The following is a 14,810-nucleotide window of genomic DNA, read 5'->3' on the forward strand; positions in this document are numbered from 1 at the left end:
TTAGCTAAATTTAAAAATAGAAATATAACATGAAAGAAGTATTCATCGTTTCCGCAGTAAGAACTCCGATGGGAAGTTTTATGGGAAGTTTATCAACGGTTCCTGCCACAAAGTTGGGATCTGTTGCAGTAAAAGGAGCATTAGATAAAATCGGTCTGGATCCTAAACAGGTTCAGGAAATCTACATGGGAAACGTTTTACAGGCGGGAGAAGGTCAGGCGCCGGCTCGTCAGGTTGCTTTAGGAGCTGGTCTTTCAAACGAAACACCTTCTACTACGGTAAATAAAGTTTGTGCTTCGGGAATGAAGGCTGTTACGATGGCTGCACAGGCAATCAAAGCTGGTGATGCAGACGTTATCGTTGCCGGAGGTATGGAAAACATGTCTTCAGTTCCTCACTATTATAATGCAAGAAACGCTACCAAATTAGGTGACGTAAAAATGCTTGACGGAATGGTTTTAGACGGTCTTACAGACGTTTACAACAAAGTTCATATGGGAGTTTGCGCAGAAAAATGTGCAACAGACTACAGCATTTCAAGAGAAGATCAGGACAATTTTGCGATCGAATCTTACAAAAGATCAGCAAAAGCTTGGAGCGAAGGAAAATTCGCAGAAGAGGTGGTTCCGGTATCAATTCCTCAAAGAAAAGGAGATCCTGTCGTTTTCGCTGAAGACGAAGAATATAAAGCGGTAAATTTTGATAGAATTCCTACACTTCCTACAGTTTTCAAAAAAGAAGAAGGAACGGTAACGGCTGCAAATGCGTCAACTCTTAATGACGGAGCTTCCGCGTTGATCCTTGTTTCTAAAGAGAAAATGGAAGAATTAGGTCTTAAACCATTGGCAAGAATCGTTTCTTATGCTGATGCTGCTCAGGCTCCGGAAGATTTCACGACTGCACCTTCAAAAGCGTTGCCAATTGCTCTTAAAAAAGCAGGTTTATCGCTTACAGACATCGATTTCTTCGAATTCAACGAAGCGTTTTCTGTGGTAGGTTTAGCCAATAACAAAATCTTAGGATTAGACGCTTCTAAAGTGAACGTAAATGGTGGAGCAGTGGCGATCGGTCACCCACTTGGAAGCTCAGGTTCCAGAATTATCGTTACTTTGATCAACGTTTTAAAACAAAATAACGGAAAATATGGTGCTGCAGCGATCTGTAACGGTGGTGGCGGTGCTTCTGCTATTGTTATTGAAAATATGTAATCATTATTTTAAAATAATATTCAAAATCTGGAAGTTAAGGCTTTCGGATTTTTTGTTTTTAATGAAATCTGGTTTAATTTTTTTTTTGAAGCTTAATCCCGCTTTCCGCACTCGCTATTTTTTTGTTTAGGGGCGGCCTCGTCAAAGACGAGGCCGCCCCTAAACAAAAAAATGAGCTCAAACAAATGCTGCAATCGGGGCTAGGGTCGCAGTCCCTGAAAGCAATCTCTTGAAATAAAACATATCTGGTAAGGATCTTGATACAACAAAATGTACAGCAATTAGTATTAGCGATGTCATGTTGAGTGCGAAGTAGTCGAAACATCTGTTAATACATTTCAGACATTACGTAACTTTATTCCCAAAACACCTTAAGACCATCAGAACGCTTTAATGAAAATATAAAAATAGATTCTTACTTCGTCAGAAAGACAAACAGGATACAAATAATCATACACAAAGCCTTAGCGAACGAAAAATCAACAATATCATTTTCAAAAAAAACTTTGCGTCCTTTGCGTTAAAAAAGATTTTCAAATTAACCAAATAATAAAATTTCGCCGAAAGAAAATAAAAACCACCGAATATTCAATGGTTTTTTTATTTTTGTGCTACTAATATTTATTTGAAATGTCTGAAATTGAGAATCAACAACCTCAAAATATAAAGAATAATCCAAAGATTATGAAAGCTTGGGCAGTGTACGACTGGGCAAACTCCGTTTATTCTTTGGTAATTACTTCTACTATTTTCCCGATTTATTATTCCATTCTTACCACAGCTTACGAAAAGAAAGAATATGTGGCGGAAACAAAATCATGGATCGATGTTCCTGTGAGGCACCTGATTAAGATTTTCGGAAAAGAATATCAACCCGATGCAGTTTATGGTTATTCACTCACGATATCGTTCTTTATTGTGGTTTTGCTGTCTCCGTTTTTATCTTCTTTGGCAGATACGATTGGAAACAAAAAATCTTTCCTGCAGTTCTTCTGTTATTTGGGAGCGACTTCATGTATGGGGTTGGCGATGTTTACGGGGATGCACAACGTCTTTTTAGGCCTTCTTTTCAGCATTACGGCGAGTGTCGGCTTCTGGGGAAGTTTGGTATTTTATAACTCGTTTTTACCCGATATTGCAACGCGGGATAAGCAGGATGCATTGTCTGCGAGAGGTTATGTCTACGGATATATCGGTTCTGTAGTGTTGGTGATCATTTGTTTGGTATTAATCCAGGTTGTAGGGAAAGGAAATCCGGAAAAGCAATTGCTGTTTACAAGAATCAGTTTTCTGTTGACAGGAGCTTGGTGGTTCGGATTTTCACAATATACTTTCAAGCATTTGCCTCAATTTGGTGATGTGAAAGAAAAATTACCGAAAGATTTAGTATTATTAAATTATAAAAACATCTTCAAAAAACACGAAGAGCAAGGTGGTTTCTTTGAGGTTTTAAAAGATAATTTAAGCTTCTATAAAGACATTGCAAAGGAAAGTTTCCACGAGCTGTTTAAAGTAGGAAATGAATTGTTTAAAGATAAAAACTTAAAATTTTTCCTTTCAAGTTTCTTCTTTTACAGTGTCGGGATGCAGACGATTTTCCTGATGGCGACCTTGTTTGGAAAAAGTGAAATCAATCTGGCTCAGGATAAACTGATTGCAACACTTCTGGTAATTCAGATTGAAGCCATTATCGGAGCGGTGATTTTCTCAAGATTATCTAGGAAAATCGGTAACAAAAACGTGATTTCCATTGCCGTTGTTTTATGGATCGTTGCGTGTATTTGGGCCTATTTCTTAAACAAGGAAAACCCTACCGTAGAATATCAGTTTTATGGTGTAGCAGCGGTTGTGGGGCTTGTAATGGGTGGTCTTCAGGCGATGTCAAGATCTACTTACTCAAAGCTTCTGCCGGAAGATTCTATGGAAAATACTACATTTTTCAGTTTCTACGATGTTTTGGAGAAGATTGCCATTATCATCGGAACCTTTATTTTTGCCACTCTTATTGAGCAGTTCAACAATATGCGTTTTGCGGCACTTTCCATGACGCTTTTTTTCGGAGCAGGATTAATTCTTATACGATTTGTGAAAATTAGCATACAAAAAGAAAAAAAAGACTAATAAAATTAAAAGCGCTGTTTTAAAGCGCTTTTTTTATTTTCATCATTTATTGAATTAAACATAATATTACATAGTTCTAGTAGTTTTTTTACTTTTTATTTAATACTAAGTTTTAAATTGTGTGAAAATTATATCAAGTTCTCACTAAGTTTAGATTTTTTTTGTTTATTTGCAAACTGTAATAAAATAGTAGCAATGATAAAAAAACTTCTAATTCTTTCCATTTTGCAATGTGGGATATTCGGTTTTGCCCAAAACATGAGACCCATTGCCCAAAAGGTTTCAGAATTCCATACCCAGAAGAAAAATTTTGAAAAGTATGATGTATTTGAAGTCAACAAAACATCTGAAAAATTAGCTGAATACAAAAGAGCAGCAACAGACATCACAGTCATTAATGTTGATTCGAAACAGCTTAAAAAAATTGTACACGACAAACCGGAATTTCTTGAAATTTCTTTCCCTTTCGATGGTAAGGAAATTACTCTTGAACTTTATAAAAATCAGATCTTTACGAATGATTTTAAGGTAACAACCAATAAAGGTGAAATCGTAAATTATACGCCCGGAGCTTATTATCAGGGAATTGTGAAAGGTGACAACCAATCTGTTGTAGCCTTCAGTTTCTTTAATGATGATATCGTTGGGGTAGCTTCAACATTGGAATTAGGGAATATTATTGTAGGAAAAGTTAAGAATTCTACAGATTTCGTAAGTTATTCCGACTCAAAACTGACAGGGATTAATCCTTTCGTATGTGGAGTGGATGAACTGGCGGAAAACCAAAAACAAAAAATTTCTTTTGATCCTAATACTCAAAAAAATGCAGGTAAAGTAGCGACACAGAATTGTGTAAGAATTTACTACGAAATTTGCTATACACCTTATCTCAATAATGGTTCGGATACAACAGTTACAACCAACTGGCTGACTGCCATTCACAATAATATCTCAACACTTTACATGAATGATGATATTAGAATTGCTTTAAATGAAGTATATATCTGGACAACCCAGGATCCTTATACAGGAACTCCAAATGCGAATTTAGCAAGTTTTAGAACAAACAGACAGACTTTTAACGGAGATTTGGCGCACTTAGTAAACCAACCTTCCACAACGAGTGTTGCTTACATAAATTCACTTTGTACAACAAGCAGACATGCTTATTCTGGAGCTTCTCAGACATATAATAACGTTCCAGTTTATTCATGGACGATCGAAGCAATGACGCACGAAATGGGGCACAGTTTAGGTTCTCCGCATACCCACGCTTGTGCATGGAATGGAAATTCTACCGCAATCGACGGTTGTGGGACTCAGGCTGGTTATCCGGAAGGAACGTGTCCGATAGGTCCAATTCCTTCTTCTACAGTAAAAGGAACGATCATGAGTTACTGCCATTTACTTTCAGGAGTTGGAATTAGTTTTGCCAATGGTTTTGGTCCTCAACCAGCCGCTTTGATCAGAAATACAGTTGATTCTAAAGCTTGTCTGGGAACAAACTGTACAACGGCTTGTTCTACCACGATTAGCGGATTGTCTGTTTCCAATATCACACAAAGTTCTGCAAGTGCTTCATTTACGGACGCAACTTCAACTTCATGGAAGTATAAACTGACAAAATTTGACGGAACTTCGGTTACAACAGGAAATACAACGACCCAATCATTTAATTTCTCCAATCTGCAGCCAGCAACCTATTATCTTTTATCTGTAGGAACGGACTGTTCAGCGGGATATCAGAGAACACAGCTGTTCCTTACCGATGCAGACTGGTGCAGCGGAACATTATTTACCGATACAGGGGGTACAACTGAAAATTATGGTGATAACCAAACTATCGTGAAAACGTTCTACCCAAGTTCAGGAGCCCTGACAATGAATTTCACGGAATTTGCGATGGAGCAGGATTACGATTTCATGTATATCTACAATGGTCCGTCTACAAGCTCTCCGATGTTTGCTAATGGAAATGCTTTAACGGGAAGTACTTTACCGGGATCATTCACTTCTACACACCCTTCAGGAGCGATTACAGTGAGATTTGTTTCCGATCCGGCAGTAAATGAAAGCGGTTGGAAAGCAAATTTCTCTTGTGCAGTATTAGCTGTTGAAGATGTAAATACAAAAGATAATTCGGTAAGCATCTATCCGAACCCGGCAAGAAATCTTATCACAATTTCGTCAAAAGAGGCGTTAAAATCGTTTAAAATCTATGACGAGGCCGGAAGGTTAATCAAATCGGAATCGTCTTTAAAAGGGACTAAATTTGAGGTTAATATTTCTTCCATGCAGACTGGAAATTATGTGGTAACGGTAGAGACAGAAAAACAGAAAGTTACAAAGAAATTAATTAAACAATAATTTATTGATATTTTATAAAAAAAGCCTGATTATTCAGGCTTTTTTTGTTATCTTTAATACTAGAAACACGAATTTTAAGATTTATTTAAAAATCTAAGCGAGGTTCGCTGTTAAAATATGTTAGAATTCGGCGCGAATTTTGCTTATATTCAGCGGAATAATTTTAAATTTGCAAAAAAAATTTATTTTAATTAAAAAATGACAAACCCTTTATTTTACGCAAAAATCATTTTGTTTGGAGAATACGGCATGATCGAGGATTCTCAAGGGCTTGTAGTTCCCTACAGCTTCTATAAAGGAGCTTTAAAATTTTCAGATCTTGATTCTGAATTCGAAAAAAAATCAAACCAGCATCTTCACAAATATGCAGATTTCCTTTCGGTACTTGACCTGTCTGATGATTTTAAACTTGATATAGAAAGTTTTAAAAATGATATTAGAAACGGACTTTTCTTTGATTCCAATATTCCGCAGGGATATGGTGTGGGAAGTTCGGGAGCTCTTGTAGCTGCTATTTTTGAAAAATATTCTGTGAATAAGCTTAATCCTGAAAATATTTCCAAAGATAATCTGAAGCATTTAAAAGCTGTTTTCGGAGAAATGGAAAGCTATTTTCACGGTAAAAGCTCAGGAATGGATCCTTTGATCTGTTACATGAATCTGCCGATTCTTATCGAAAACAGAGAGAATTTAGACAAAGTGGCAATTCCCGAAGGTGAGGAAGGCAAAGGCGCTATTTTCCTGATCGATTCAGGAATTACAGGCGAAACCGGACCGATGATTCAGATTTTTTTCGAAAAAATGAAAACCGAAGGTTTCCGTAAAACATTGAAAGAAGAATTTATCCGCTACAACAACGCTTGTATCGATTCTTTCCTAAAGAAAGATATGAACCCATTCTTCAGAAATCTGAAAAAACTTTCACATTGGGCTTATGAACATTTCCGCCCGATGATCCCGGAAAGTATTTTTAATATCTGGAAAAAAGGTCTGGATTCTAATGCGTATTACCTGAAACTGTGCGGAAGCGGCGGTGGCGGCTATATTTTAGGTTTCACTAAAGACTACGAAAAAGCTGAAAAAATGCTTGACGGCTTCCATAAAGAAGTGATTTACAGATTCTAAATACGTTGGAATGAATTCTGAAAAAGAACCTTTCCAGCAGAAAAATTATATTCAAAAATCTTTTTTTTACAGATTTTCACAATTTGTGGGCTTTCTTTTGGGAGCTCGCTTTTTTGTTGCTATTTTGCTCACTTTTGCGTTGTATGTATCAACGTTTTTCCTTTTTAATCAAGATGAAACATTCAGAAAATTTGTCTTTGATTTCAAAGTTCACGGCATTATTTTTTGTACGGTTCTTACGATTTTAGCGGGCGGAATTATCAATCAGTTTTATGATTTTGAGAAAGATCATATCGTAAAACCCTTTAGAACAAGGATCCAGAGCTTTATTAAACAAAAATATTTTCTGTATGCATATCTGTTTTTAAGCATACTTTCTTTGGGAGTTGCCTGGACAATTTCGCACAGGGTTTTTGTATTCTTCGTTGTCTATCAGTTTTTTATGTGGTTTTACAGTCATAAACTGAGTCGGATTTTAATCTTAAATAATCTCACATTCGTAAGCCTTACTTTATACCCGTTTTTTGGGATGATGGTGTATTATGAAACTTTTTCCAAGAAGGTTTTATTAATGGCAATCTTTCTGTTTTTAATTCTTTTATGTATTGATATTGTGAAAGATACATTAACGAAAAGCGTAGATAAGGCTTTCGGCTATATTACCATTCCGAATTATTTTAAAAATAAAAATACCAAAATTATTATCGTTTCTTTATTAATGATTACGATGGGTGTTTCCATGAAACTTATCCTCAGAACAGGGATTTCGGGGTTTATGGCGTATTATTTTGCGGGAGGGTTATTTGTCTTTATCTTATGCATCTATCTTCTTCTGAATGACTCGAGAAGAAGTAAATTCATAACCCTCAATATTCTAAGATTTTGGGTGTTCGTCGGCATCATCGCCATGCTTTTAAATGGACTGGAAGGTAAATTATAGAAAATTTTCTCGAAAAAACCTTACATTTTCTTATCTTCGCAAAACCTTAAATTTATATAAAAGTAATGCCCATTTTTAACGATACTAAAGTTGCATTTGCAGATAAATCCGATGCACAGTTAAAGAAAGCGTACTGGATGTTCAAACTGATTGAACAGCCGGCTCTTACAAGTCTTGGAACTTCTGTTCTTAATTTCACGATTCATAATAATTTTCCTTTCGTTACCGGAATTGTAAAGAACACTTTGTTTGAACAGTTTTGCGGTGGTGAAACGCGTGAAGAAAGTATGAAAGTCGTGAAACAGCTTTTCAAAAGAGGAGTTGGAAGTATTTTCGACTATTCCATTGAAGGAAAGGAAGATGAAGCCACGTTTGATGCTGTGTGCCAAGAGATTAAAGATATCGTTAGATTTTCTGTGGGAAATCCTGCGATTCCTTTTATTGTTTTCAAACCGACTGCTTTTGGTAGAATTGACCTGTACGAAGCTGTTGGGAAAAATGCAGAACTTACTTCGAGCCAGAAGGAAGAATGGGAAAGAGTGGTAAAAAGGTTTGATGAAGTGTGTAAACTTTGCCATGAAAATGACAAAAAAGTAATGGTAGATGCAGAAGAAACGTGGATGCAGGACGCTGCAGACCATCTTTGCGAAGAGATGATGGAGAAGTACAACCAGGAAAAGCCGATTGTTTGGAATACCATCCAGATGTACAGAACAGGCCGATTGGAATATATGGAAGAACATCTTCAGAGAGCGAGGGAAAAAGGCTATTTCATTGGTTATAAGATCGTTCGTGGAGCTTATATGGAAAAAGAACGAGCGAGAGCCACAGAAAAAGGCTATGCCGATCCGATCCAGCCGACCAAAGATGCATCTGATAAAAACTATAATGCAGGAATTGATTTTGTGATGAATCATCTGGATAAAGTTTCAGCGTTTTTTGGGACGCACAACGAAATTTCTTCAGAATTGGTGATGGATAAAATGAAGGCTGCAGGACTGCAGAATGACAATCCTCATGTATATTTCGGGCAGCTTTACGGAATGAGTGACAATATCACTTTCTATTTGTCTGATAAAGGCTATAACGTAGCAAAATACCTTCCGTACGGACCTGTAAAAGATGTGGTTCCGTATCTTACCAGAAGAGCACAGGAAAATACGTCTGTGGCAGGACAAACAGGAAGAGAACTTGGCCTGATTAAAAAAGAACTGGAAAGAAGAAAAAACAGATAAATAATTTTCATTATTAATAATATTGAAGCCTTGCATAATAGTGTGAGGCTTTTTTTATTGTTAAATTGATAAAAATTATAATAACGATTAATTTTATTGATAAATTTTTAAAAGAAGAAATGTTTTATTATTGATTTTATTCATATATTTGATATACATTGAAAAACTAAAATACATGAAACGCGACTTACTGCTTTGCTAATATTCTGTAGCAATTTTGCAAAATCATTTAAAAAAAATTCGTACTTATTTCTATTGAAAAAATATTTATAAGCAAAGAGTAAATTAAGTTGTAACGATAAAAACTGTAAAGCAATAGCTTTAGTTTTCTTCTTCAAATATTTTTAACCTGATCATTTTCTGTGATCAGGTTTTTTATGGCTCAAAACTTTCGAATTTTCCGTTTTCGTAGAAGAGCACAATACGTTTTATCTTACTTGTTTGATTTCCAATGACTTGATTGATTATTTGATCATTAGATTTTTCTAATCGCTGAGAATCGATTATTTTTTCTTGGGCTGTACTTTGATGTGGTATAAACGATTCTCGGGGACTTATTTTCGCGGGCTCAACTTTAGTTTCTTCAGCTCCGAAATCTTCATCATCGTTCATCATCGTAAAAAGATCGGGAAGTGAAGTTGGCTTCAATTTTTCCTCCTCAGAAATTTCGGCAATTTCATCAATGGGTTTTACCGTTTCCGGTAATTCTGATTTTAGCATTTCGCCGTCACCATTTACCAGCCAATCCCAGAGAATTTCAGGGAAGCGGGATTTTATTTTAATGATAAATTCAAGTGAAGGTTTGTTTCTTCCGGAGGTAATGTGGGAGATAGAAGATCGCTGCACATCAATTTCATCTGCAAATTCTGACGGCGTCAATTTTGAATACTCAATTACCTTGGAAATTCTTTCATTTAAACTCATATTATAAGCTTTTTATCAATTTACAAATGTAAAAATAAAGTTTACAAATGCAAAATACAAAAGTAAACAATTGTAAAATATTTTAAGATACAATTGTAAACTATATATTTAATTGATTAACAGTTATTTATATAGATAAACTATTATATTCAAAATATTTATGCAATTTTTATTCAACAATTTTTCCGCAATATTCGTTTTTCCTGTTTTGACTTAAAGTAAAAGATGAAGTAAACGCTGTATATATTAATTTCAATTCTAGCATTACTGCTAAACCTCTTGTCAATGGTGCTTCTAGCCGTTTTTAAGCCCTAAATTTCGATAGAAAAGAGTAGAAGAGTATAAATAGCTGATTATGTATAATAATGGCTATAAATTCATGCGTAAAAGATATTTTAATTTCAGTAAACAGCCATTATAAAGTTGTTTTAACATTTAATTATGAACTGTCTTTTTTCATTATATCTGGATAAATTTCTTTTTAGCTACAATCTTAAATCTCACCAAAAATCAACTAAAAATTGAAGTTTAAAGTTCTAAATTATCAACAATTTACAATTGTATATTATAATTCATTTTCAATTTTCCACAGTTGTACATGTTTAAGAGAATTACACCCAAATGTTGAAAAACAAGGATTTATTCACTTAAAGTAAAGTTCAATCTTATATTTAGATATAAATTTTAAATAACTGAATTTAAGTTAGTTAAAATATTTATATTAAATTATATGTAATCCACAATTTTATCCACAGTCATCTTGTCAATTTACATCGTTTAATTTAATTACAAATGTTAATTTTATTTTTTCCTCAAAAATGGTTAAATTTGACTCTTGTAAACTATTACACAATGAATTTTCAACAGATTTATCAGCCCAATCCTGATTTCCCAAATCGTTATATTTCCCCTGAAAAATTATTTTCTTACCTACAGACCAATCTCAGCGATTATATTCAGGAGATCGGAAAGTCGTATTTAGAAAAACCTATTTATAAACTTAGTGTCGGAACCGGAAACATCAATGTCCTAGCCTGGTCGCAAATGCACGGAAACGAATCCAATGCAACGCACGCAATGCTCGATTTATTAATGACCTTGGATAAAGCTCCTGAACTAAAAGAAGAATTGTTTAGTAAAATCACCCTCGATTTTATTTTTATGTTAAATCCAGACGGTTCTGAAAGATGGACAAGATTAAATGCCATAGACATCGATCTAAACCGCGATTTTCATAATGAAAACAGTAAGGAAATCAAATTCCTGAAAAGTATGGCAGCTTCTAAAAAATACGACTATGCTTTAAATCTTCATGAGCAAAGGACGATTTTTACAACAGACGGAGTTCACCCAGCGACACTTTCTTTTTTGGCGCCGTCCGAAAATGTGGAACGTACTGTTACGGATAACAGAAAGAAATGTATGGCAGTCATTGCCAATGTTTATCATCATCTGAAAGAAATGATTCCCAATCAGATCGGAAGATATTCTGATGAATTTTACCCGACTTCCACAGGTGATAATTTCATCAAAGCAGGGATGCCGACGATTTTATTTGAAGGCGGACATTTTGTTGACGATTATACAAGAAAAGGAACGAGAAAATATTATACGATTGCGCTGTATTATGCTTTAAAAGCGATCAGTGAATTAAACTCCGGAATTGATGGGTGGGAAACTTACCTGGATATTCCCGAAAACCGGGAAACGCATTACGACATCGTTTACAGGAACGTAAAACTGAATACGGATCATGAGTGCATTTTGGATGTAGCCGTTCAGTACAGGGAAATTAAGGAGGAAGGAAAAGATGAGATCTCGTTTGTTCCCTTTGTAATGGAAGTGGGAGAAGTAAAACAGCGAAAAGGCTGGCTGGAAATCGACTGTACCGGAAAGAAGTTTGTTTCGGCCAATAAATATCCAAAACTCGACGCAGAAGTAAATTTTACAATAGAAGACTAAAAAAGCGGAACAATTTTGTTCCGCTTTTGTTTTATTTATTTTTAACGCAAAGGTCAAGTTTTTGCGTACAATTTTAAGTGAGCTAAGATCAATCAACAAGTTGATTTCATTAAGCGAGCGCTTCATCAGACAAATTTATTTGTCCAGTCTTTGCTCACTAAGTAAAGTTGAGTTCAATAAAATCTTTGCGTTTGAAAAACTGCAATTTTAGTTCACAACTTTAATTCCATTCGCTACAAATCTGATCTCTTCTTTCGGAGTTGTAATCGCATCGATTTCAGCTTGAGGCTTTTTCGCGTCTTCAGCGTAGTGTTTCTGCTCATCCACAGAAGTTACTTTTCTTTCTGCAGTACCATCTAAAACCACCGTTTTACCTTTCAAAGCAGTAGGAACGAAGAATGCATAATCTTTCATTTTCACGAAAAACTGAGAATTATCTTCAGTCTGGATTGTTAACCAGCACCCTTTTTTCTCACAAACGTCTGTAACTTTTCCTTTTACGGCAACGTTTTCTACTTTTTTATTCTCTTTTTTAAGCTTTTTACTTAATTTATCAACAGAGATTGCTTTAGATTCTACCTTTGTAGCTACTCCGCCTCCGTAAGTATCGCCTACCAACGCATTTCCTGCTGGAGGACCAAATTTTTTAGCCTCTTGTGCAAAAGCAAATGTTGAAACACTCACGGCAGCTGCAAATAATATCGCTTTGAATTTCATTTTTAATATTTTTTTCAAAAATACTAATAAAATTTGAATCAGAAAGCTTCAAAAACTTGATAAAAAACAGATGGAATTGTACTGTTTGTGTTTAAATTGATTTTAAATAGAAACTTGTTTAATATTTTTTATTGAGAGCTATTTCCCGCTATCCACTCTTACTCCTCACGCCACCGCTCCCCAACACCAAACCCTCCAACTCCCCAACATCGTTGCGGGGTAACCGTTCCTATCGGGGCTAGGGTCGCAGTCATTTTTTCACAATTCGTCATAGTGAGCAAAGCGAAGCAATCTCAAATAAGTTTGTCCTTCTGAAAGGATCTAAACATAGTATTAGAAAACAGTACGGAAAAATTCGTGCTTAGATCCTTTCAGGATGACAGTGGAAAATTATTATGTATAAGTAAACAATTAGTATTAGCGACCTGTCATCCTGAGCGCGAAGCAGTCGAAGGACTCTGCATTTCACATTAAAAAAATTAGTTTATATTAAAAAGTCCTTCGATTCTGATTGGATGACAAACTTTGAGATTGCTTCGCTTTGCTCACTATGACGAATCGTGAAAAAAATAAAAATCATTAATTACAAAAAAGCCTTGCGAACCTTGCGTTAAAAGAAATATTCAATACATTTTATTTCAACTTAGCTTAATTTCAAACAAAATCAAAAAACAATCTGATATTTATTTATATTTGACGCCTATACTCAACTATGCAAAAAAAACTAAAACTTTGGGACGCCATTATGCTGGTAATGGGTTCTATGATCGGAAGCGGAATCTTCATCGTAAGCGCTGATATGATGCGAAATCTCGGCTCAGGATTCTGGCTGATAATCGTTTGGGTGATTACGGGAATCATGACGGTGGCTGCAGCGATCAGCTATGGAGAGCTTTCGGCGATTTTCCCAAAAGCTGGCGGACAGTACACTTATCTAAAAGAAATTTTTGGAAAACGAATGGGATTTCTTTACGGTTGGGGATTGTTTACGGTCATTCAGACAGGGACAATTGCTGCGGTTGCCATGGCTTTCGGGAAATTTACCGCTTATCTGGTTCCGGCTCTTAATGATGCGGCTCCGATTTTTCAAAGTGGTGAGTTTAAAATTACGTGGATCCAAATTTTAGCCATAGGGACTATAATTTTATTGACCTATTTTAATACAAGAGGGGTAGAAAGCGGTAAAATTTTACAAAATATTTTTACAGGATCGAAAATTATCGCTTTGGTGGGCTTAATTGCTGCCGGATTTATTTTAGTTGATATTTCTCATTTGGCGGAAAATTTTAGCTTAGGATACGATTCTTTTAATAATCTTAAAAAAGACGCACTTGGTAATTTCCTGAAAGAAGGCTGGGAACCGATCGGTGGAATGACCTTATTGGGCGGAATTGCAGCAGCAATGGTAGGTTCCGTATTCAGTTCTGTGGCATGGGAAAGTGTGACTTTCGTTTCGGGTGAAATAGAAAACCCCAAAAAAAATGTGGTAAAATCAATGATTTACGGAACAACAGCCGTGATGATTTTATATATTGCTGTTAATTATGTATATCTTAATGCTTTAGACAGAGATTCAATCGCTTTTGCAGAAAACGACAGGGTAGCGGTTGCGGCGTCTCATTTTATTTTCGGAAGTGCGGGAACGGCGATTATTGCTGTTTTGGTAATGGTTTCGACTTTCGGCTGCAACAACGGACTGATCTTAGCTGGCGCAAGAGTTTTTCAAACCATGGCCAAAGACGGAATGTTTTTCAAGCAGGCAGAAAAGAACAACCAAAATGATGTTCCTGCCAATGCACTTTGGATGCAGGGAATTTGGGCTTCTATCCTTTGTTTAAGCGGTCAATATGGGAATCTTTTGGATATGATTTCTTTCGTAATTGTATTATTTTATATGATTACGGTTTTTGGGGTAATTTACTTAAGATTCAAACAGCCGAATTTGGAAAGACCCTATAAGACGTGGTTATATCCGCTTACGCCGGTTATTTATTTATTGATCGGGACAGGTTTCTGTATTTTATTATTAATTTACAAACAGCAATACACCTGGCCGGGATTCCTGATGGTTCTCCTCGGACTTCCCGTCTATTATTTTATTAATCGAAATAAGAAGATTCAAGAATAAATTTCAAAAGCTGTCTGACTGGTTCGGGCAGCTTTTTTATTGCTCATTATAATTTCCATCAATTTTAAAATCTTATAATATTC

General features: G+C 35.6%; 10 protein-coding genes. 8 read left to right on the top strand and 2 right to left on the bottom strand.

Features of this window, described 5'->3' with window-relative positions; all coding sequences use genetic code 11:
- Positions 1 to 29 precede the first annotated feature (29 nt).
- From BMX24_RS05740 to BMX24_RS05765, 6 genes are all read left to right on the top strand, one after another.
- Positions 30 to 1,208, top strand: a complete 1,179-nt coding sequence (locus tag BMX24_RS05740; RefSeq protein WP_089791093.1) for an acetyl-CoA C-acyltransferase — start codon at positions 30 to 32, stop codon at positions 1,206 to 1,208.
- A 630-nt stretch (positions 1,209 to 1,838) separates the two neighbouring features.
- Positions 1,839 to 3,329 (top strand): MFS transporter, encoded by a 1,491-nt coding sequence (locus tag BMX24_RS05745; RefSeq protein ID WP_089791094.1) that lies wholly within the window; start codon positions 1,839 to 1,841, stop codon positions 3,327 to 3,329.
- 195 nt (positions 3,330 to 3,524) lie between these two features.
- Positions 3,525 to 5,696, top strand: a complete 2,172-nt coding sequence (locus BMX24_RS05750; protein WP_089791095.1) for a T9SS type A sorting domain-containing protein — start codon at positions 3,525 to 3,527, stop codon at positions 5,694 to 5,696.
- A 198-nt stretch (positions 5,697 to 5,894) separates the two neighbouring features.
- Entirely contained in the window at positions 5,895 to 6,821 is a 927-nt protein-coding gene (locus BMX24_RS05755) for a mevalonate kinase family protein (protein ID WP_089791096.1), read from the top strand.
- Between the two features lie 10 nt (positions 6,822 to 6,831).
- Positions 6,832 to 7,761, top strand: a complete 930-nt coding sequence (locus BMX24_RS05760; RefSeq protein ID WP_089791097.1) for a UbiA family prenyltransferase — start codon at positions 6,832 to 6,834, stop codon at positions 7,759 to 7,761.
- A 65-nt stretch (positions 7,762 to 7,826) separates the two neighbouring features.
- Positions 7,827 to 8,996 carry a proline dehydrogenase family protein gene (locus BMX24_RS05765; protein WP_089791098.1) on the top strand — a complete coding sequence of 390 codons (1,170 nt, stop codon included), beginning with the start codon at positions 7,827 to 7,829 and terminating at the stop codon, positions 8,994 to 8,996.
- 375 nt (positions 8,997 to 9,371) lie between these two features.
- On the opposite strand, the gene BMX24_RS05770 is transcribed toward BMX24_RS05765, so the two are convergent.
- The gene (locus BMX24_RS05770) at positions 9,372 to 9,920 is read right to left on the bottom strand and encodes a helix-turn-helix domain-containing protein (protein ID WP_089791099.1); all 549 of its coding nucleotides are present in this window, start codon (positions 9,918 to 9,920) and stop codon (positions 9,372 to 9,374) included.
- An 852-nt stretch (positions 9,921 to 10,772) separates the two neighbouring features.
- Between BMX24_RS05770 and BMX24_RS05775 the strand changes: the two genes are divergently transcribed.
- Positions 10,773 to 11,882 carry a M14 family zinc carboxypeptidase gene (locus BMX24_RS05775; protein ID WP_089792770.1) on the top strand — a complete coding sequence of 370 codons (1,110 nt, stop codon included), beginning with the start codon at positions 10,773 to 10,775 and terminating at the stop codon, positions 11,880 to 11,882.
- Between the two features lie 207 nt (positions 11,883 to 12,089).
- Here BMX24_RS05775 and BMX24_RS05780 read toward each other — a convergent pair whose 3' ends face one another.
- The gene (locus BMX24_RS05780; protein ID WP_089791100.1) at positions 12,090 to 12,599 is read right to left on the bottom strand and encodes a DUF4920 domain-containing protein; all 510 of its coding nucleotides are present in this window, start codon (positions 12,597 to 12,599) and stop codon (positions 12,090 to 12,092) included.
- Positions 12,600 to 13,311: 712 nt separating this feature from the next.
- Here BMX24_RS05780 and BMX24_RS05785 point away from each other — a divergent pair.
- The gene (locus BMX24_RS05785; RefSeq protein ID WP_089791101.1) at positions 13,312 to 14,727 is read left to right on the top strand and encodes an APC family permease; all 1,416 of its coding nucleotides are present in this window, start codon (positions 13,312 to 13,314) and stop codon (positions 14,725 to 14,727) included.
- The last annotated feature ends 83 nt before the right edge of the window (positions 14,728 to 14,810 follow it).

It is taken from the genome of Chryseobacterium wanjuense (assembly GCF_900111495.1).
Taxonomy (GTDB): Bacteria; Bacteroidota; Bacteroidia; order Flavobacteriales; family Weeksellaceae; genus Chryseobacterium; species Chryseobacterium wanjuense.